We start from the raw sequence: 19,344 nt of genomic DNA, 5'->3' as shown, positions 1-19,344 counted from the left end.
TTTTTGTGCTTGCGCGACCCTATGCGACATACAGTCAAATAGGGGGTGCCTTGTCATGCTGGCCGTCATTGTCGGTTTTTCGCTCTTCATATTCGTATGCGTCGCCGCGCTGCTGCTCGGACATGTGGCGCAAAGACATGTTGCATCTGCGCGGCCTTGTCCGGTACCCGACGATTCGACTTCCGTCATCATCGGAAGAGACACGCATGGCTCGAATTCTTGGGGACAAGCCCGGCGGCAGACGCGTCGCATGAGCGGCTTTGCGGCCTTTGGTTTTTCGTTCTCCGGCATGGGGCTTATCGGATGCGGATGCTGGCTGCTGCTGCCCGCCATCGCGCAAGGAGGGCCTGCCGCGCTCGGCATCGGTTGGCCCGTTATCGGGTTGTTTGCCCTGCTGGCGTCTTGCGTGTACGCAGCGTCGGCTTCTGGCATGCCTTCACCCGGAGGCGTTTACCATTGGGTATCGGCAGTAGGGGGGAAGCGATGGGGCTTGCTGGCTGGCGGGCTTCATATCGCAGGGCAGGCGGTTCTGTATGCCGTATCGAACGTGCTTGCGGCATCTTGGTTGAATACGACCATGTCGGAAGCATTCGGATATAGAGCGGCTCCGGTTGGCCATTACGCCATATTGGCGGTTTTATTCGCGGCGCAATTATGGACGAGCGCGCGCGGCTCGGATCGGCTAGGCCGTCTATTCGTTGCGGCGGCGTGGCTTGAGATCGCAACCATGGTCGGCGTGGTTGTCGTGTTCGTGGGTGCGGGGGAGTTTGGCTATTGGCCGATTCAAATGCTCTATGAGCAAAAGCACCCGGTCGACGTGCTGGCCGCAAACCCGGAAGCTGAATCGGTGCTGCTCGGTCTGCTGCTGTTATACCGAGGAGTGATCGGCGGCGAGAGGGCGGCGGCGATTGCGGAGGATACGGAAGAAGCGAGCATCCACACGCCATGGGCGATCTTTTTGTCGACGGCGTATGCAGTCATATTCGGCTATATCCTGTTTGCGGTTCTGCTCGTTCAAATCCCGTTCTCGCCGGAAGCGGGAGGACTCCTGGCGGGGATAAACGCGATTCTCGGCGGCGATGCCTCGTGGTTATATCCGGCGGCGGCCGTTATCGTGTTGTGGTCCGCTTGGTGCTCGGGCGCGGGAAGTCTTGCGTGCATCGCGCGAACGTGGGTCGCCATGGCGCGGGATCGCACCGTTTCGCGAGGCGAGCGGTTCCAGACCGATGCTCGCCGCGACGCGCGAGCACGCCTGCTTGTCATCAGCGCCGCCTGCTGCGCCGCGATCAGCGTATCCGTCACGATGCAGCACACGCTAGGCGGCGGATCTGGGCTGCCGATCCAGCCGCTGCTGCTTGCTTTCTTCCTGCTCCATGCGGGATTGGCGTTCGCGGCCGGCGGCAGATGCGCCGCGCGGGTAGGGGGCATCGCCGTAGCTTCAGGCCCGTGGCGGCTAGGCCGGCTGGAGCCGTGGACGGAATGGATGACCGCAGCATGGGCGATCGCTTGGTTAGGCATCATCGCCTGGTTTCTAAGCGCGATCTCTTGGTGTGTGCTCGGATTCGCGGCACTTCTCCTCTTGCTGGCCGCCTTCAGATGGAGAAGGCCAACCGGGATGGCGGGGCAGCCGTTGTTATCGGCCTCTAGAGCCGGCTTGGAGCAAAATTCGCACCGGGTTCATCGCTCGAATTGAAAGAAAATTTCCGCAATAATCCGGGAAATGATTGATCATTTCCCGGGGAAGCGCAGGAAGCAACAAGAGCGGCGATGTTTCGACAGCGAGACATCGGAAAAACCAAAGTCGTGACGAAAGGGCGCGAGCGATGCGGAGGCGGAGGTGTCCAAAGCGGCAGCATCAGGGCGGTTTAGACGATTAGGCGCTGTCGGCGGACGGCGCCGCGGCAGCAATCGTCGCTCAAGCCGCAGGATTGCCAACTCTTTCCGGCGCAGACTATAATGACGATATTGAGAAAAGGGAGAGTGAGCGCGAATGGGTGAGCAGTTGGGCAAGCTGGTGTCGCTGAACGTTGCGCTGCCGAGTGCCGTCATGCACGGCAGCAAAGAAATTCAAACCGGAATCAACAAGGAGCCCGCGGCCGGCCGGCTCTTCCTGACGAAGACGGGTCTGCATGGCGACGGACAGGGCGATCTGGTCCATCATGGCGGCGAGGACAAGGCGGTGTGCGTTTACGCGCTGGAGCATTTTCCGTATTGGGAGGAGGCATGGGGCAAGCCGGTGCGGCCAGGCGCCTTTGGCGAGAATTTCACCGCGGAAGGGTTAACGGAGGACGCGCTGCGGATCGGCGACGTGCTGCGGATCGGTTCGGCGCTCGTCCAAGTGAGCCAACCGAGACAGCCGTGTTTCAAGCTGGGCTTGAAGCATGGCTTGCCGGAGCTGCCTGTTCGCGTGCAGGAGAATGGATACACCGGTTTTTATTTCCGCGTGCTGGAAGAGGGCGAGGTCGGCGCAGGCGATTCATTCGTGCTGGAGCGTCGGGATTCGGCAGGCATCACCCTGCAGGAAGCGAACCGCGTCATGCATACGGACAAGAAGGACGCGGCGGGAATCGCGAACGTGCTGAACGTGGCGGCGCTGTCCGCAAGCTGGCGGGAGACGCTCGGCAGCCGGCTGGCGAAGCTCGAAGCGGACGCTGACCGAACATAGCGCAGCCGCATGTTCGAAGACTAGCTTTGAACGAACGGATCGGCGTCAACGGGATTCGCTTGGCGAATTGCCTGGCGCGGTCAGCCAACATTGGCTTGCGGATCCGTGCATTTCTTTCATCGCATTAAAGATTCGGGTACTTAATTAACGATACAAGACGGAGGCAGCATGAACGGATCGACTGGCGGCGAATTCGCCGCTTTTTTGAATGCATACGACTGGACGAGCCCCTGGCGGGCGGAGCGGGAAGAGAGCGGCATGAACAACACGACCCGCATGATTTATGCCGGAGACGAAAGATACGTGCTTCGGGTGTATGACAACCATCGCGACGAAGCGATCGTGCATGTCGAGCATGCGGTCCTGCTGGCGCTGAGCGGCAAGGAGCTGGGACTGAAGGTTCCGGGGCCGGTACGCAACCGGGAAGGCAGCACGGTCACGAAAGGGCCGGAAGGCAAGCTGGCCGCATTGTACCATTATATCGAAGGACACCGGCCGAGTCCGGTGCATCCGGCGCATATTCGCGGACTTGGCGAAGCCGCCGGCAAGCTGTCGTCCAGACTCGCAGCCGTGCAGATCGATGCGAGGCCTCTGTACGACGCGTATTATCGGTTCGAAGATACGCATCAAGCGATGGCAGGCAGCCGATTGGTCGAACTCGCCGGCGAGCAGGGCCTGCTTGAAGAGGAGGGCGCACGGCTCGAGACGATGATTCGTCTGCGCGACGACTTGATAGAGGCCGCGGGCCGTGCCGCCCGGCTGCCGCATCAATGGATTCACGGCGATATCGTGTTTACGAACAGCGTGGCTCTTGGCGATCGGATCGTGGGGCTGCTCGACTTCGAATTCGCAACGATTGACGTTCGCGCCATGGAGCTTGCCGTGGTATTAGCCGAGTTCCCGGGACCGGATACGGAGCTTGCGCTATATCGGACCCGCCTGTTCTGCGAGGGCTTCGGTTCGGCGATCCGGCTGAACGCGGAGGAGGCGGACATGCTGCCGGAGCTGATGCAGCTGCGCATGATGGACGTCTTCCTTCATTTTGCCGGAAGGCTGGCTGACGGCGCGGACGATCTCGAAGTATGGCGCGGACAAATTAGACGCACCAGCTTCGTATGCGAGTGGATCAACCGCAACCGAGGCGAACTGGATCGGATTTTGCGCGAAACCTTAACCTGACCGGCGTCGCTGGATGCCACCTCCGCGCGTGTTCGACTCGAGGCGGCGGGTATGAAACGCAAGTTCCGCCATATAATCGGTCGTAAGAGATCCCACTTCATCCTTGCTTGGAAGGGAGCCATCCTATGTCTACAGCTGAGCGGCTCGGATTCGGGCCACAAGACCGGTTGCTCATCGTCAACGCGGACGATTTCGGATTATGTCACGCCGTGAATCAAGGCATTCAAGCGCTATTGTCGGATGGGATCGTCTCTTCGGCCACGCTAATGACACCATGCGGCTGGGCGAGGGAAGCGGCGCTTTGGAGCGCCCGCCATCGCCACCTGGACGTCGGGGTCCATCTGACGTTCACGAGCGAATGGGACGCCGTCAAATGGGGGCCGGTCTACCGGGGCGGCTCCACCCAGTCGCTCGTTACCGACGAAGGGTATTTTCATAAAGACGCGAAGTCGTTCGAACGGTTCGCCGATCCGGCGGAGGTTCGCTTGGAGCTGGTGGCGCAGATCGAGATGGCGCTCGCGCTCGGCGTGGAGCTGACGCACGCGGATAACCATATGGGCAGCCTATACGGAATTCAGACCGGTCGGCATTTCATCGAGGAAGTGTTCGAGGTGTGCGCGGAGTACGGGCTTCCGTTCCGGCTGCCCAGGAACCTGCTGCTCGAGGATGGGCAGGTGGCACCACCGGAGCTTGCCAGCCAAGCCGGGCGCATGGCGAAGCTCGCCGACGAGAAGGGCGTCGTCGTCTTGGATTATTTGTTAGGTCTGCCGTTCCGCGGCGCGCCCGGCGAGACGTACGAATCGTTCAAAGCGCAGATGATCGCGCTGCTTCGCAATTTGCATCCCGGCGTCTCGGAGGTAATCATCCACCCGTCATTCGTGACCGACGAGCTGATGGCGTTTCACGGCGAGCCGCTGCGGCGTGGGATGGAGATGGAGTTGTTCCGGGACCCCGATATCCGGCGCACCATCGCGGAGGAGGGCATCCTGCCCGTCCGCTGGCGCGATTTGCGGGAGCTGCAGCGGGCGAAAGGTTAATTCGGTGATTCGCGGGCGAACCCTTGCGCATCCTCACTTTGGGGGTGGCAAGGGTTTGTTGTATACTTGGAGGTAAAGCACCATGGAGACAAGCGGGAGGGAAGCAGCATGAGCGATGCAACTAGTGGTAAGCTGACCGGGCAAGACGAAATTTCGGCGCTCGTCTTGAGGCAGAAGCGCTTTTTCTCGGAGGGTCGTACGTTGTCGCTGGCATTTCGGAAGGAGCAGCTGAGCCGACTGAAAGCGGCGGTCAAAACCTACGAACAGGAAATCCTGGACGCGCTGCTTGCGGATTTGAACAAAGCGGCCGACGAAGCCTTCATGACGGAGATCGGTCTGTTATATACGGAAATCAACGAAGCGATGAAGCGGCTTCGCAAGTGGGCCAAGCCGAAGAAAGTCCGGACCCCGCTCTTGTTCTTCGGGGCCAAGAGCTACATCATGCCTGAGCCTTACGGCACCGTGCTCGTCATCGCGCCATGGAACTATCCGTTCCAGCTGGCGATCGCGCCCGTGATCGGAGCGATCGCGGCGGGCAATACGGTGATCGTCAAGCCGTCCGAGCTGACGCCGCACGTGTCGGCGGTGCTGGCCAAGCTGTTCCACTCGGCGTTCGATCCGGCATTCGCGGCGGTCGTGGAGGGAGAAGTGGAGACAAGCCGCGCGCTGCTCGCACAGCCGTTCGATTATATCTTCTTCACAGGCAGCGTCGCCGTTGGCAGGACGGTGATGGAATCGGCGGCGAAGCGGCTTATCCCGGTCACGTTGGAGTTGGGGGGCAAAAGCCCGTGCATCGTCCACCGCGACACCAACCTGAAGCTGGCGGCGAAGCGAATCGCGTACGGCAAGCTGATGAACGCCGGGCAGACGTGCGTGGCGCCGGATTATTTGCTGGTCCACCAATCGATCAAGTCCGAATTCGTGCGGGCATTGAAGGACGCCTTCCGGGAATTCTACGGAGACAATCCGATCGAGTCGGCGCGCTATGGCAAAATCGTCAACGAGCGGCATTTCGACCGGATTACCGGTTATCTGGAAGGAGGCGGCACCATTACGCACGGCGGCCGCTATGACCGCGGGAAGTTGAAGATCGAGCCGACGTTGATCGAGAACGTCACTTGGGAGCAGCCCGTGATGCAGGACGAGATCTTCGGACCGATTCTGCCGATTCTTACCTACGACCGGATCGAAGAAGTCATTCACGCCGTTAACGACCGACCGAAGCCGCTCGCGCTGTACCTCTTCACGGATGATGGCGCGATCGAGCGGGACGTGCTGGCGCGCATCTCCTTCGGAGGCGGCTGCGTGAACGACACGCTGATGCATCTGGGTACGTCGAACTTGCCGTTCGGCGGCGTCGGCGAAAGCGGAATGGGCAGCTATCACGGCAAATTCAGCTTCGATACGTTCTCCCACCGCAAAAGCGTGCTGAAGCAGACGATGCGCTTTGACTTGGCGCTGCGGTATCCGAGCGATAAGAGCCGGATCGAGCTGCTGCGCAAGGCGATGAAATAGCTGGAACACAGCGATTGGCGCGGCTTGATTCGTTCATGGATGTTGCGGGAGACCAATAGGCTGTCGGGCGCAAATCGAATGGAGCGGGGCTTTTCGCCAAGCATGCCAATAAGCCGCCGAAGATCGGCGGCTTGGGGTTAACGGCGGGCAGCAAGCAAGTGGGCGGCGATTTTGCGGCCGTGGAAGCGACCCGTCTCGATGAAAATTTCGTTCGCTTCGCGTCTGGAGGCGACGACGCCGGCGAGGTAAATGCCCGGCACGTTGGTCTCCATCGTCACGTCGTTGAACGTTGGATAGCCTTCTTCCTCCATCGTGACGCCGACCGAAGCGAGGAAGCCGCGGTCGGGATGAAAGCCGGTCAGCGCGAGCACGAAGTCGTTCTCCATCGTCTCGGAGCGGCCTTCGCTTGTTACGACGAGGTGAAGCGGTCGGATCTCGGTCACTTGCGAACGGAACCGCATGGCGATTTTGCCTTTGGCGACGAGGCTCTCGAACAGTGGCCGCACCCAAGGCTTGATGCTGGGGGAATAGGCTTCGCCCCGATATATTACGGTAACCTCCGCGCCGGCTCGCTCTAACTCCAGTGCGGCATCGATGGCGGAATTGCTGCCGCCGATGATCGCGACCTTCATCCCCGTATAGGGGTGCGCTTCGCGGAAGAAATGGCTGACCTTGTCCAGCTCTTCGCCCGGGATGCCGAGCTTGTTCGGATGATCGAAATAGCCGGTCGCAATGACGACGTTCCGCGCGCGGTACGTCTTCTCCGTCCGGGAACGGTCCGTGCTCCGGACGAGCCATCCGCCTTCCGGCAGCTTGTCCAGCCCGTGCACCGCTTCGTACGCGTGTACCCGCGCCTGGCGGCGCAGCGCGACGGTACGGTAGTAATTAAGCGCCTCGAGCCTCGAAGGCTTATCGTGCGCGGTCGTGAACGGAATGCCGCCGATCTCGAGCAGCTCCGGCGAGCTGAAGAAATGCATATAAGTCGGATACTGCGAGATCGAATGGACGATGTTGCGCTTCTCGATGATCAGGGCGTCGATGCCGGCATCCTGCAGCTCGATGGCCGCGGCCAAGCCGCATGGGCCGGCGCCGATAATGATCACTTGCTCTTCTGTCATGGCGGAACGCCTCCTATACGTGATTTGCGGTACGGTTATTGTAACATATAACCGGTGGACGGCTCCGCATTTTGACGCTGTGTACAGGCGTTCGGATAGTGTATAATAGATTCACGCTTGCCATCATCATGTTATGATCCTATTGGCAAATGCAAGGGTTCAGGCGAACTAAAGGGGGAGATAGAATGCGACGCCGCTTTGTTATTGAGGCCGTCATGGTGGCTACATATGGACAATTGCTCGTGCCTAGCCGGCCGGTCGATTTTGTCTTGCCATATTCCACGGTCTTGGAATTGTATGATATGAAGGAAAGCGCGGAGCCGGTGATGGACGATCCGGAGGAAGACAAACACGTGAAGCTGAAAATCGCGGAGCTGATCAGTTTCTTCGAGGATCCGCTGAACCGCAAAAAGATCGAACGCGCGCTTCAAATGCCGTGGCGGGAGAGCTCGCCGCTGCTGCTGAACGACATGATTCAATTTACAATCGTGCACGGGATCGACAACGCGCAGTACGGCGAATACTTCGACCCGATCGAAACGGAGCTGCTGCTGACGGCGATGAAGCTGGATATTCCGCTGCTGTCCGATCAGTTCGAGTTCCAGGACCGGCTGATCGAAGCCGAGGTTCCCGTGCAGGTTTACGATATCGAGGACTACGAGTTCGCGGTGGAGGAAGGGCTGTCGCCCGCGGAATGGGAGACCATGCGCGATTTGTGATGGTGAACGGAAGACCGGCGAGGCGGCTGCGAAGGCTGCTTCCCCGGTCTTTTGTCTTGATTATGAACGCGACGGGATCGAAAGTCTCGCCCGAACACCGCTACCGCTCCCTTACGCGCGCGGACTTGCGGACTTTCGGCAGCACGCCGGGCGGCTGCTTGCGAATGTATTTCACGTAAGCGGCGACGCGTTCATCCGCCAAGAGCGCCTCGATCGTCGTCAAGCCCAGGCGCACCAGATCCTCGTTCGTGTAGAGCGCGTGTATTTGCCGGTGACAGGTTCGGCATAGCAGGACCGTCTCCATGAACGTGCCGCCCATCTCCTTCGGCGTCAAATGATGCTCGGTCCGCTCGACCTCGTCTCTGCCGCATAACGCGCATCGGCCTACGTTTGCTATTTGCTTGGCCACGAAATTAAGCTCCTCTCTTGCCGGATATTGGTTAGCTTGCGGTGGGCAGGACGGGAATATGCGGATCGTGCGGAAGCTATAGCGCCGCTGGCTTGCGCTTGCAATCCCGCTTTGCTATAATGTGCACTAACAATTACACAGTAGACCATGCCGATGAAGAGCATCCAACTCGGAGGCGTTGCGAACGGATTGTCTCCGATTAGATCGGCACGGCGTCCTCTAAGTATTCCGGGTCCGTCCCGTTACAGGCGGAGCAAAGCGAGTCGGCGCATGCAGCCGGCTAAGTTGGGTGGCACCGCGAGTGAAGCGCTCCTCGTCCCATATTGGGATGAAGAGCGCTTTTTTGCATTCCATCGAACGAGAGGCAGGAGAGACGCATGTTAGACATTCGATTGATTCGAGAACGGGCAAACGAAGTACAAGAGGCGGCAGACCGGAGGGGCATCCCATGCGATGTCGCGGAGCTGCTCGATATCGACGAGCGATACAGACGGCAGCGGGGGCAGGCGGAAGCGATGCGCGCGGAGCGCAATGCGCGTTCGGCTAGAATCGCAGCCCTTATTCGCGACGGACGCGAAGCGGAGGGGACGACGGAGAAGCGGGAGGCCGCCGAGCTTGCCGCGAGGATGGCGCAAACCGAAGCGGAGCTCAAGCAGTTGGAGCGCGACCGGGATCGTCGATTGCTCGAAGTTCCGAATTGGATCTCGCCGGATACGCCGGATGGCGTCACAGATGAGGATAACGTCGAAATACGCAGGTGGGGGGAACCGTCGGCAGCGGATTTCCCGATGTTTAGCCACGTGGAATTGGGCGAGAAGCTGGGTCTGCTCGATCTGCGCCGGGGCGTCAAGATCGGCGGCAGCCGCCAGTATGTGCTGAAAGGCGCGGGGCTCATGCTGCATCGGGCGGTACAGCAGCTGGCGCTCGACTTGCTCGGCGACGAAGGCTTCACGCTGCTCGACGTGCCGGTCATGGCGAATGAGGCCGCTTTTACGGCGACCGGCTTCTTCCCCGCGTTCCGCGACCAAGCCTTCGAGCTCGAAGGAGAGAGGCGCTTCTTGGCCGGAACGGCGGAGGTCCCGCTGGTAGCCATGTATGCGGGAGAGACGATCGATTTGACGGAGCCGCTGCGGCTCGCGGCCGCGACGCCTTGTTTCCGGAGCGAGGTCGGCAAGGCCGGCAAGGACGTTCACGGTCTGTATCGCGTGCATCAATTCGCCAAGGTGGAGCAGGTCGTCATCTGCCGGGCGGATCCCGCACTTGCCGATCGGTGGCTGGCACGAATCTTGTCGCACGCGGAGAAGCTGCTGCAGCTGCTGGAGCTGCCCTACCGGGTTATGGCCGTTTGCACCGGGGACCTTTCGTACAAAAATTACAAGCAATTCGACCTTGAAACGTGGATGCCGAGCAGGCACGCCTACGGAGAGACGCATTCGGCATCGAACCTGCTTGATTTTCAAGCCAGACGCGCGGGGATCCGATACCGTGACGAGGAAGGACAGCTGCGTTTTGCGTATACGCTGAACAACACGATGGCGGCGACGCCCCGCATTCTCATCCCGCTCCTGGAGAATCATCAGCGGGCGGATGGATCGGTACGCGTTCCCGAGGCGCTTCGGCCATATATGAGAGGGATGGAAGAAATCCGGCTTCCGGTGTAGCATCGGATAAGGGCAGGCGAAGTAGCGCGAAGTCGATTCATACAATTGTGGAAGCTTTCCGGCGAGACGAGATCGCCGGAAAGCTTTTTGCTGTCGTGACGCTTGTTAAATAGGGAACATATGTTCTATAATGTTCCTATCCTTTCTCGTCCGCCGGCGTCGTGGACGAAAAGCTTGTTCTTACGGAGGAGGCTTATCCATGCTTCATCACATTGAGCTTTACGTATCCAATCTAGAACGCAGCGACCGATTCTGGTCTTGGCTGCTGGCACAGCTCGGCTATGAGCGATATCAGCGCTGGGCGTATGGCGTCAGTTACAGGGCCGACGATGCCTATATCGTGTTCGTGCAGGCCGAGCTGCGGTATATGGACGTGCCGTACCATCGGAAGCGCGTGGGATTGAACCATCTCGCTTTTCGCGCGGCATCACGCGAGCAAGTGGACGCGATGACGGAGGCGCTTCAAGCGCGCGGCGTTACGCTGTTATATGCGAAGGGCCATCCTTACGCCGGGGGCGAACACCATTATGGCTTGTATTTCGAGGATCCGGACCGGATCAAAGTGGAGATCGTCGCGCCGGCTTGACTTCTCCGGCGTCTCTGGCGGAGAACCGCGAACGACAGGCTAGGAATGGACATGGCGCGCGATCTCGATACCCGTTATACTAAATGGGAAATGCTCCCTATCAACCTTCGCGTATTCACGAGAGGAGAAAACGTACATGAGCTTCCAAACCGTCCAGCGGCTGGCCGATCGTATCCGCGGCAACGTCGGCTCCGTCATCGTCGGGAAAGAAAACGTGATCGACCATATGCTGATCGCCATAATCGCCTCCGGGCACGTCCTGCTCGAGGACGTGCCCGGAACGGGCAAAACGCTGCTTGCCAAAGCGGTCGCCCGCTCGATCGGCGGATCGTTCAAACGGGTGCAGTTCACGCCGGACCTGCTGCCGTCGGATATGACCGGCATTCATTTCTATAACCAGCGAAGCGGGGAATTCGAATTCCGGCCTGGCCCGCTGTTCGCGAATATCGTCCTGGCCGACGAGATCAACCGCGCGACGCCCAGGACGCAATCCAGTCTGCTGGAGTGCATGGAGGAAGGGCAGGTAAGTATTGACGGCACGACGTTCACGCTGGAGAGGCCGTTTCTTGTCATCGCCACGCAGAATCCGGTCGAACAGCAGGGGACGTTCCCGCTGCCCGAGGCGCAGCTCGACCGCTTCTTGTTCAAAATCCGGATGGGCTATCCGTCGGCAGACGAGGGGATTGCGATCATGAAGCGGTTTCTCGCGGCGAACCCCCTGGAAGAGCTGGCGGCTGTCGCGGAGCCGTCGGAGATGATCGAGGCTCAGCGTCTCTGCCGAACCGTGCGGGTGAGCGAAGAGCTGCTCCGTTACATGCTGGCGATCGCGGAGGCGACGCGCGCGCATGCGGAAGTCGCGCTCGGGGTGAGTCCTCGCGGCACGCAAGCGCTGCTTCGGGCATGTCAGATCCGCGCGGCGCTGTACGGGCGGGATTACGTGCTGCCGGACGATGTGAAGGCGCTCGCGGTTCCCGCCCTCGCCCACCGGATCGTCGTACGAGGCGGGCTGCGGCTTAAAGGGAACGCAGCCGACGATGTCATCGCCTCGGTGCTCGCTCAGATCGAGGTGCCGGCGGATGCGCCGCTGCACGCGGGTTAGCCGATGAAGCGGCCGGAATCGAAGGTGCGGCGATGACGATTCATTGGGTAATTCTCATCCTTGTCCCCGTGCTCGTCGCCCAGCGGCTGCTGTTCCGCTTCTGGGGAATGCGCAAGCTGTCATATGAGCGCGCTTTCAGCGTACGAACCTGCTTCGAGGGCGAGCGTATCGAGATGATTGAACGGATCCGCAACGAGAAGCGGCTTCCAGTTCCGTGGCTTCGCGTCGAATCACAGCTGCGAAGCGGTATTGTGTTCGGCGGCGGCGACAATTTGGATGTAAGCAGCGGCTCGCTGTACCAGAACCACGCGAGCCTGTTCAGCTTGGGCGGACGACGTCAGATTACCAGGCGTCATCCGGTTCGAGCCGCCAAGAGAGGCGTATATCGACTTTCGTCCGCCGCGATCTCGTCGGGCGATTTGTTCGGCTTGTTCCGCGCTTGGAGAACCGTCCCGTTGAACGCGGAACTGACCGTCTATCCGCTTCCCGCGGAACGAAGCGAGCTAGGCTTGCCCGCCCACAGCTGGCAAGGCGATGTAACGGTTCGCCGGTGGATCATGGAAGACCCGTTCCTCGTAAGCGGCGTGCGGGCTTACCGGGATGGGGACCCGCTGAAGAGCGTCAACTGGGGAGCGACCGCCCGCACAGGCACGCTTCAAGTACGCAAGCACGACTATACGGCCGATTATCGGTTAACCGTCCTGCTGAACGTGGAGGACCATGCGGAGATGTGGCAGGCCGTGACCGATCCGGAGCTGATCGAGCATGGTATCCGCAAGGCGGCCGGCTTGATGCAGCTTGCGGAGGAACAAGGGCTGGCCTTCAGCTTCGCTTCGAACGGTCATGATGTGGACGAACCGGGCCGGCACGTCTCGACCCTGCGGGCTGCGGGACGCGAACATTTGATGCAGGTCCTTGATGCCATGGCCCGGCTGATCATCCACCGCTGCATCCCGTTCGAAGCGCTGCTGCGCGAAGCCGGGGCAGATGAGGAAGAACGATGCGATATCGTGGTGGTATCCGCGTTCTGGAGCGATGCCTTAGAGGACGCGGCCGAGCTGCTGCGGCAGCGGGGCCACCAGGTGAACTGGCTGCCGATCGAAACACCGGCGGACGAGGAGGCGGACTTGTCATGAAGCGAATCCGCGAAGCAAGTCTAGTCTTCTTCCAAGGTCTGATCGAGTTCATCGTATATTTACCGCTGATCCTCGCGGCGAATGGCCTCGTGCAGCCGGCGGCATGGGAGCACAGCTGGTGGATGGTACTGCTGCTGAGCTATCCGGCCGGTTATCTGCTGGGCATGCGCGCGGCGTTTCGCCAGCCATCCGTGACCTTGCTGCTTGCTGCTCTCTGCGGAACGGGAATCGGCGCGCTTCTGCTGCCCGTCGCCTCTGCAAGTACAGCCGCCGCGGCCGCCGTTGGAAGCACGACGGGCTTGTACCGCGGAGCTCGGGCGGCGCTTGCGCCATGGCCGGTTAGGTTTACGTCGGCGCATTTCAGTATCGGGCTGCTGATCTACGTCCTCTTTTCGGTTATTATGCAGCGCAACGAACGCTTCGCGGTATCCCCGCTCCTCTTAATGGCGGGAGGTTTGGCTTCGCTGCTGGCGATGCTGCTCGTCGTGAATCTACGGACGATAAGCGCGGAATCGGCCGCGCCGGGAGCGTCCGCACGAACGGACGCGGCGGTCCGTAACCGCAACATCCGTCTTACGATGTTGGTCGCATTGACTACGCTGCTGCTCGCCGCCAGCGGAACCTTGCGGCAATGGTTCGGCGCCGTCTGGGGCGAGGCGGCCAAGTGGATCAGCCGTCTGCTGGCGCCGAAGGAGCCGGCGTCTAATCCTCCTCCGCAATCGGCGCCGGAAGCGCCGCCGCCTTCGATGCTGCCGGCCGGGGAACCATCCGATCCTTCTCCATGGTGGGATTGGATCATGTATGGATTCTTAGGCGTTGTCGGTCTGTTCATCCTCATTGCGCTTATTCGCCGACTGCCGCTCGTTCCGTCTGCGCTGCGGGCTTTGGCCGCGCGACTAGCCGCCTGGCTGCGCCGTGAACGGATCACGGACCGGGCCGACTACCAAGACGAGGTCGACCGGATCGCGGGACCGAAGCGCAAGCGGCGATCGCTCTTTACGTTTGGCAGACGCCATGAAGCGAACCCCGTAGCGGCCGATCCGTCCAGCCGGCTTATCTTCCTCTATCGGACGTGGTTGTCCGACCGCAAGAAGTCGGGACGGCCGTTCGAGCCCTCGCAGACTCCGATCGAGATGGGGCAAGAAGAAGCCAAGCGCAGCGGCGGTGAGGCGAACGCGGGCCGCTTGGGGATCCGGTTAACGCAAACCTATTCCGCCTATCGGTATGGCGGCATCGAGGCGGAGGACGTGGAGTTGGAATGGATGGATCGCGAGATTCGGCAGAAAAAAACCAAAAAATAACGCGCTGGTTACATAAAGCAAACGAGACTGCGCATATTAGAACTATTCTTTAGGCAAACAGGGAGGTTCTGAACGATATGCAGCAGCAACCGAATCAAGGGATCAACAGCCAGCAGCTTTCGTACGAGCAATTCCAACAACAAGTGCAGCAGCAGAAGGAACAAGAGCGCGTACAAGCGCAGCAAGCGCTGCGCAACGTTGGCCTCGATTCGCGCTCCCAGCAGGTGAACCAAGTGCTGATGGAGCTTCAAGGCATTCAGCAGGAGCTTGCCATCGCGGAGAACCAACTGCAAATGCAGATGGACGCGCAGAAACGCCAAATCCAGGCCATCGGGCAGCGGATTCGTCAGGCGGAATCGCAAGTGAGAATGTCGATGAACGCGAGTGCCGCGTCCGGCGCGGTTCCGCCGATCGCCTCGACGGGATTTACACAATAACGGTGCAGCCGTCCCAATTGCACATCCGAACCGCCTTGTGCCCGATCGCGGCATAAGGCGGTTTTGTGCGCTGCACCTGATTCAAGCTCGTCTCCTTACGGTAAAGATACGTGTACTGATTACCTAAAGGAGGCGTTAACGATGACGGAACGTAACCATGCCATTTTGAAGGACGGAGAGCTTCAAACCGGCAAAATCGAGGAAACGATCGAACGGATCAACCCGGCGAAAAAGGACGAAATTCTCGCGGATTTCGAACAATTCCGCTCCTACTTGAGCAAGCGGGTCAAGATGGCCGAAGCGATCGGGTTGAACGAAGAGCAGTTGGCCGTCGCCGCGCAGAAGGTCGCTCAGTATCTTGCCGAACATGAAGAACCTCGCAACGCCGAGGAGAACTTGCTTCAGCAGCTGTGGAAAGTCGGGGAAGAGCAGGAGCGTCACGCTTTGGCGCATTTGCTCGTCAAGCTGGCACAGAGCAAACAAGCGGACACGCATTAATCCATACATGAAGAAGCCTGGGCTCGCGGAAATTCATGCCGCGCAGTCAAGGCTTTTCTTTTTGCATTCCCGGACCGATCCGGGTAAACTGAGGGAATCCGATTACAATTTCATCTCCATATGAGGCAAGGAGCTAGGCATGAAAAATTTGCTTGCAACCGGTACCGGGCGCATGAGCTGGGCATCTTCGATCAAAAGCACAAAGGCATTCCGCTCATCAAGAAGGCCATCGAGAACAAGCTCGTGCCGTTGATTGAGGACGGGCTGGAATGGGTGATCACGCCGGGGCAGTTCGGCGTTGATCTCTGGGCATGCGAAGTGGCCATCTCGCTCCGCGAACGTTATCCGGCGTTGAAGCTTTCCATATTGGCCGCTTATCTCAATCCGGAAGAGAAGTGGAACGAAGCGAAGCAGGACTATTACCGGGGGATACTGAAACAGGTGGATTATTACGCGAGCGTCAGCAAGCAGCCCTATGAAGGGGTCTGGCAGCTGAAAGCGCGCGACGAGCTGCTGCTGCGCAAGACGGACGGCATTCTCCTTTTCTATGATGAAGAGAACGGAGAAGCCAGCCCGAAGTTTATGAAGCAGCGCGCCTGGAAGAAGCATGAGGAAGAAGGGTACGGCTATATGATACTGACGGGCGAAGACGTCCAAAACGCGGCGGACGAGCAGAACTGGGACTATAGCTGAACAACCTTGAGCGAACAGGCGAAAGCGGACAGCTTCTGTTCCGCAGCAGCAGGCGGCGCATGGCAGCGCCGCCTGTTCGATGTTCGAAGGGAAAAGGAAGAACGCTTCCTCTTTAACGTTCTTCTTTCCACATGATGCTGAACCGGAAAACCGTGAACAGCGCTATGTTGGCGCTCCCCGCAACAAGGAAAACGACGGATGGCCCCAAGCAACGCGATACCCAGCCCGCGAGCAAGATCGTCATAGATGATGAACAGCATGATGCTCTGCATGACGACAGACTCGAGCATCCAGTGCTTTTTGCTCGCGCGGTCGATCCACACGCCGATGAACGCGGCGAGGCATAGATTAGGCAGAAATTCGACCGCGCACATAACCGACATCGCGACGGACGAATCTGTTCGGTCATACAGCATGAGCGGCAGCGCCAGCTTATAAATCTTGATGCCGGCCGTCTGGATGCCTCCTGCCGCCAGAAGAAGGATGAAGTTACGGTCCAAATCTACGGATGAGCGTGCATGGCCGCCCCGGTAGATATCGATTTCATGGGAATCTCCTCTTTACGCTGGTTATGATCCCCAGTATACTTTTCTAAAAGAAGAAGAAATAGCGAAGGGTATACGGAATTGTTTCGCCTTTTGCGGGAAACGGAGCCGGGTGGCATGGAGACGGAAGATTATTATTTTATGCTGCGCAAACAGTTCGCCGATGCGCCCGTTCATCCCCCCCCCCCCCTCCCGCCCGCCGCCCCCGAGACAGCTCCCCACGGTACGTCCCCCCCCCCCCCCACCCCGGAGCCGACCGCATCACTCTCCCCCCCCAGCCCATCGCCCGCACCCCCTGACCCCCCCGCCCGCCCACCGGGGCCGTAGCACTTCGCCGTCTCCAACGCTCGCCGAGCAGGCCGCCGTCCCTACCCGAGCACCTGGACGAGGTCCCGGCCACGTGCAGACCGTGGTGGACGAGCGCGTCGCGTTCGGTCCGCTCGCGCTGCAGGAGGCCGGCTGGGACGTGCCCGAGACCACGGCCAACTTCGCGCTGTGGCTGCCGCTGGGTGCATCAGACCGCCGCGCTCGCACGACGACGTTTCAGCCAGGCCCGAGCGCCTCGTGCGGTGCGCGTTCGCGGGCGAGGGCGTCCGCGTCACGATGGTGAGGTCGAGGCCAACGACCGCGTCCTCGAGAGGTGCGCGCGCGTTCGGTCTGAGTCGATCCGAGGTGCGCGCGCCGCCGAGGGGAGTAAGGCCGCGTAGCTCATCGCCCGTCAGACGCGCAATCCCGGTGACGGCAGCCGAGCGTCCCGAGTACGCCGTCCGGGGCACAGGCACCCAGGGAGCGCGGACCCCCTGGCCCTCTTCTCCCGTGACCCGCGCGCTGCGTCCCCGCGCGCAGCGCGGACGTGACCGGCCGCGCCTGCCGGTCTACGTGCTGCTGATCGACGATGCGCGTGCCCCTGCACCGTGCTCACCTCCATGTGGGACCTCGGCGAAGCAAGGGCTGCCACTGCGCAAGGTCACTCGATCATCCTGTCACGCCGGCGCTGACTCTGGGTGTGCTCCTGAACCGCCACGTCCGTTCGGACGAGGACATGGCGCCGCCCCGCCCGCTCGAGGCGCTGCGCGGACGGACGGTGCGCGCATGTCGAGGTCCTCCTGTGACGCCCGCGGCGATACACCGTGGCGTGGAGACCCTGAAGGAGCCGGCGTGAGCGCCGGCGGCAAGCACGAGGCAGCACATCCGGCGGAGCCCATCCACATCGGCGCGGCGGCGGACATCCCGGCGGCGAGTCGCTCGCGTGATCCGGCGCAGACGGCGGGCCCCACGCGCGACGACGTCGCGGTGTTCACGCCGAGACGGCGCGTTCTACGCGATCGACGACACCTCGCACCACGAGGACCGCATCCCTGGCCGAGGGGTGGCCGAGGGACGCAGCGTCGAGATGCCCGCTGCGCCGCCGAGTTCTGCCTCAGGCCGGCGCACACGCGCGTGTGCTGCTTTTGGCCACCGAAGCCGGTCGCACGCATGCGGTGGAGGCGCAGGGGCACGGTCAGCTCTACCTGACGCCGGGCGAGCATGAGCGCGGGCCTCGTGACCTGTGGCGGACGACGGCGGGGCTCCCCGGCGGGCGCTCCGCCTATTCCGTGCTCGTTCGCTCGGCGGCGGCTGGCTGGTGTTCTCTCTGTGCGCGAGCTGCGGCCGTCGCGGTTTTCGCGGGCGCGCTGACGATCGCAGCGGACCGAGGGCCTGCCCTACGACCGACCGCCGCTCATGTCAAGGACTACCTGACCGGGAGACGGACGGAGCCCGGCGATGCGCTCGCCCGCCGTCGTGGTTCGCCGGAGCACGGAGTGGACGGTCGTGGACCGCGCGGGCTGAGGGCTCGAGCCGGCGAGTGCGGACGCGCGGCACCGCGTGCGGCTGAAACACGGGGAGGCCCGGGACGGGCACCGGACGTCGCGTGGTCCTCGCGACGGTGCGGTCGGTGGCAGCGCCCGCTGGCGGGCCGGCGCCGACGATGCGCGAGCTGATCACCCCTGCCAGCACTATCGCGCCACGACGCGGACGCCCTCGTGGCACGTCTGCACTCTGGGGACGCGCGATGGCGGTGATCGGCGCGGAGGCATCAGAGCGCCGAGGACCGCGTCGTACGGCCCGCGCGGCCTTCGCACCTGACGTCACGCTCGTGATCGAGCACACGAGACGCCTCACTGACCGCCGTCGGACGACGGCGCCGATCCACCGCGCGCCTGCACGCACTGCACGCCGAGAACGGGGTCGAGCTGGAGGTCGGGCGCGTCGACGGCGGATCGAGCACGCGGACGAGGCGGTGGACGAGTCCCTGGCGGCGGACTCCCACGCCCACCGCGTCCACTCTCGAGGACGGCCGCACACGTGGGACGCCGACGTCCGTACGTGCGGCCACGCGGCACTCGTCCCGGAGGACCGCACTCGCCGAGAGGCCGGATCGAGCCAGCGGACGGCGTGGTGGTGGACGCCGCGGGCCGAGACGTCCGTGCTGGGGATCCTCGCGTCGGGCGAGCCGTCGCGCGCGCTGGGGTGGAACTCGGCCTGGCCCGCTGCTCGCGGACTGGGAGCGAGCACCCATAGCAGGCTGGGCGTCGCGGCCGCCGCCCCGCGCCCTGATGCGGCGAGACGCCGGTCCTGCGCCGGCGCGCCGTGGTTCTGGTCGGACGGCACGGCGCGCACGTCGAGGCCGTGGGGGACATGGCGCTTCCCGACGGCGGCCGGCACGTCCAACCGCGAGGTGCGGGGCCGGACGGGTGGCGAGCTT

Annotated in this window: 16 protein-coding genes and 1 pseudogene; 14 read left to right on the top strand and 3 right to left on the bottom strand. The window is 61.6% G+C overall.

Annotated features, from left to right (window positions below):
• Nucleotides 1-55 precede the first annotated feature (55 nt).
• The 5 genes from ACFSKT_RS17120 to ACFSKT_RS17100 all read left to right on the top strand — a co-directional run bounded on the left by ACFSKT_RS17120 (nt 56) and on the right by ACFSKT_RS17100 (nt 6,396).
• Nucleotides 56-1,693: an amino acid permease gene (locus ACFSKT_RS17120; RefSeq protein WP_377719765.1), complete on the top strand. Its 1,638-nt coding sequence runs from the start codon at nt 56-58 to the stop codon at nt 1,691-1,693.
• Nucleotides 1,694-1,990: 297 nt separating this feature from the next.
• Nucleotides 1,991-2,665, top strand: coding sequence for an MOSC domain-containing protein (locus ACFSKT_RS17115; RefSeq protein ID WP_377719766.1), 675 nt, complete (start codon nt 1,991-1,993; stop codon nt 2,663-2,665).
• A gap of 168 nt (nt 2,666-2,833) precedes the next feature.
• Nucleotides 2,834-3,844, top strand: coding sequence for a phosphotransferase (locus ACFSKT_RS17110; protein WP_377719767.1), 1,011 nt, complete (start codon nt 2,834-2,836; stop codon nt 3,842-3,844).
• A gap of 125 nt (nt 3,845-3,969) precedes the next feature.
• Entirely contained in the window at nt 3,970-4,881 is a 912-nt protein-coding gene (locus ACFSKT_RS17105) for a polysaccharide deacetylase family protein (RefSeq protein WP_377719768.1), read from the top strand.
• Nucleotides 4,882-4,989: 108 nt separating this feature from the next.
• On the top strand, nt 4,990-6,396 hold the full coding sequence (locus ACFSKT_RS17100; protein ID WP_377719769.1) for an aldehyde dehydrogenase: 1,407 nt from the start codon (nt 4,990-4,992) through the stop codon (nt 6,394-6,396).
• Between the two features lie 137 nt (nt 6,397-6,533).
• On the opposite strand, the gene ACFSKT_RS17095 is transcribed toward ACFSKT_RS17100, so the two are convergent.
• Entirely contained in the window at nt 6,534-7,514 is a 981-nt protein-coding gene (locus tag ACFSKT_RS17095; protein WP_377719770.1) for a YpdA family putative bacillithiol disulfide reductase, read from the bottom strand.
• A 185-nt stretch (nt 7,515-7,699) separates the two neighbouring features.
• Here ACFSKT_RS17095 and ACFSKT_RS17090 point away from each other — a divergent pair, with 185 nt between their 5' ends.
• A complete protein-coding gene (locus ACFSKT_RS17090) occupies nt 7,700-8,233 on the top strand; it encodes an ADP-heptose synthase (RefSeq protein WP_377719771.1) in 534 nt (177 codons plus the stop codon).
• A gap of 100 nt (nt 8,234-8,333) precedes the next feature.
• Here the strand turns inward: ACFSKT_RS17090 and ACFSKT_RS17085 are convergent, their stop codons facing one another.
• Nucleotides 8,334-8,642 carry an HNH endonuclease signature motif containing protein gene (locus tag ACFSKT_RS17085; RefSeq protein ID WP_377719772.1) on the bottom strand — a complete coding sequence of 103 codons (309 nt, stop codon included), beginning with the start codon at nt 8,640-8,642 and terminating at the stop codon, nt 8,334-8,336.
• A gap of 377 nt (nt 8,643-9,019) precedes the next feature.
• On the opposite strand from ACFSKT_RS17085, the gene serS reads away from it, so the two are divergent.
• The 8 genes and pseudogenes from serS (at nt 9,020) to ACFSKT_RS17045 (ending at nt 16,053) form a co-directional block, all read left to right on the top strand.
• Nucleotides 9,020-10,303 (top strand): serine--tRNA ligase, encoded by a 1,284-nt coding sequence (serS, locus tag ACFSKT_RS17080; RefSeq protein ID WP_377719773.1) that lies wholly within the window; start codon nt 9,020-9,022, stop codon nt 10,301-10,303.
• Between the two features lie 199 nt (nt 10,304-10,502).
• Nucleotides 10,503-10,889 (top strand): VOC family protein, encoded by a 387-nt coding sequence (locus ACFSKT_RS17075; protein WP_377719774.1) that lies wholly within the window; start codon nt 10,503-10,505, stop codon nt 10,887-10,889.
• Nucleotides 10,890-11,025: 136 nt separating this feature from the next.
• On the top strand, nt 11,026-11,988 hold the full coding sequence (locus ACFSKT_RS17070; RefSeq protein ID WP_377719775.1) for an AAA family ATPase: 963 nt from the start codon (nt 11,026-11,028) through the stop codon (nt 11,986-11,988).
• A 32-nt stretch (nt 11,989-12,020) separates the two neighbouring features.
• The gene (locus ACFSKT_RS17065; protein ID WP_377719776.1) at nt 12,021-13,124 is read left to right on the top strand and encodes a DUF58 domain-containing protein; all 1,104 of its coding nucleotides are present in this window, start codon (nt 12,021-12,023) and stop codon (nt 13,122-13,124) included.
• Nucleotides 13,121-14,425 carry a hypothetical protein gene (locus ACFSKT_RS17060; RefSeq protein ID WP_377719777.1) on the top strand — a complete coding sequence of 435 codons (1,305 nt, stop codon included), beginning with the start codon at nt 13,121-13,123 and terminating at the stop codon, nt 14,423-14,425. The genes ACFSKT_RS17065 and ACFSKT_RS17060 overlap by 4 nt, the downstream gene beginning before the upstream one ends.
• A gap of 77 nt (nt 14,426-14,502) precedes the next feature.
• A complete protein-coding gene (locus ACFSKT_RS17055; protein ID WP_377719778.1) occupies nt 14,503-14,862 on the top strand; it encodes a hypothetical protein in 360 nt (119 codons plus the stop codon).
• A 141-nt stretch (nt 14,863-15,003) separates the two neighbouring features.
• Nucleotides 15,004-15,360, top strand: a complete 357-nt coding sequence (locus ACFSKT_RS17050; protein ID WP_377719779.1) for a DUF3243 domain-containing protein — start codon at nt 15,004-15,006, stop codon at nt 15,358-15,360.
• Nucleotides 15,361-15,499: 139 nt separating this feature from the next.
• Nucleotides 15,500-16,053: pseudogene (locus ACFSKT_RS17045) on the top strand (SLOG family protein).
• On the opposite strand, the gene ACFSKT_RS17040 reads toward ACFSKT_RS17045, so the two are convergent.
• Nucleotides 16,044-16,553, bottom strand: a complete 510-nt coding sequence (locus tag ACFSKT_RS17040) for an MFS transporter (RefSeq protein WP_377719781.1) — start codon at nt 16,551-16,553, stop codon at nt 16,044-16,046. The pseudogene ACFSKT_RS17045 and the gene ACFSKT_RS17040 sit on opposite strands and share 10 nt — an antisense overlap.
• Nucleotides 16,554-19,344 lie beyond the last annotated feature (2,791 nt).

This window comes from Paenibacillus xanthanilyticus (assembly GCF_042682185.1).
GTDB lineage: Bacteria > Bacillota > Bacilli > Paenibacillales > Paenibacillaceae > Paenibacillus_Z > Paenibacillus_Z xanthanilyticus.
Note: the sequence above shows the minus strand (reverse complement) of the source record. Positions and strands in the feature narration are given on the sequence as shown.

What these genes read in the sequence shown, in the direction of transcription:
- ACFSKT_RS17090 (WP_377719771.1), top strand. Translation starts at nt 7,700, where the DNA reads ATGCGACGCCGCTTTGTTATTGAGGCCGTCATGGTGGCTACATATGGA.
- ACFSKT_RS17100 (WP_377719769.1), top strand. Translation starts at nt 4,990, where the DNA reads ATGAGCGATGCAACTAGTGGTAAGCTGACCGGGCAAGACGAAATTTCG.
- ACFSKT_RS17120 (WP_377719765.1), top strand. Translation starts at nt 56, where the DNA reads ATGCTGGCCGTCATTGTCGGTTTTTCGCTCTTCATATTCGTATGCGTC.
- ACFSKT_RS17055 (WP_377719778.1), top strand. Translation starts at nt 14,503, where the DNA reads ATGCAGCAGCAACCGAATCAAGGGATCAACAGCCAGCAGCTTTCGTAC.
- ACFSKT_RS17095 (WP_377719770.1), bottom strand. Translation starts at nt 7,514, where the DNA reads ATGACAGAAGAGCAAGTGATCATTATCGGCGCCGGCCCATGCGGCTTG.
- ACFSKT_RS17065 (WP_377719776.1), top strand. Translation starts at nt 12,021, where the DNA reads ATGACGATTCATTGGGTAATTCTCATCCTTGTCCCCGTGCTCGTCGCC.
- ACFSKT_RS17060 (WP_377719777.1), top strand. Translation starts at nt 13,121, where the DNA reads ATGAAGCGAATCCGCGAAGCAAGTCTAGTCTTCTTCCAAGGTCTGATC.
- serS (WP_377719773.1), top strand. Translation starts at nt 9,020, where the DNA reads ATGTTAGACATTCGATTGATTCGAGAACGGGCAAACGAAGTACAAGAG.
- ACFSKT_RS17115 (WP_377719766.1), top strand. Translation starts at nt 1,991, where the DNA reads ATGGGTGAGCAGTTGGGCAAGCTGGTGTCGCTGAACGTTGCGCTGCCG.
- ACFSKT_RS17110 (WP_377719767.1), top strand. Translation starts at nt 2,834, where the DNA reads ATGAACGGATCGACTGGCGGCGAATTCGCCGCTTTTTTGAATGCATAC.
- ACFSKT_RS17050 (WP_377719779.1), top strand. Translation starts at nt 15,004, where the DNA reads ATGACGGAACGTAACCATGCCATTTTGAAGGACGGAGAGCTTCAAACC.
- ACFSKT_RS17070 (WP_377719775.1), top strand. Translation starts at nt 11,026, where the DNA reads ATGAGCTTCCAAACCGTCCAGCGGCTGGCCGATCGTATCCGCGGCAAC.
- ACFSKT_RS17075 (WP_377719774.1), top strand. Translation starts at nt 10,503, where the DNA reads ATGCTTCATCACATTGAGCTTTACGTATCCAATCTAGAACGCAGCGAC.
- ACFSKT_RS17105 (WP_377719768.1), top strand. Translation starts at nt 3,970, where the DNA reads ATGTCTACAGCTGAGCGGCTCGGATTCGGGCCACAAGACCGGTTGCTC.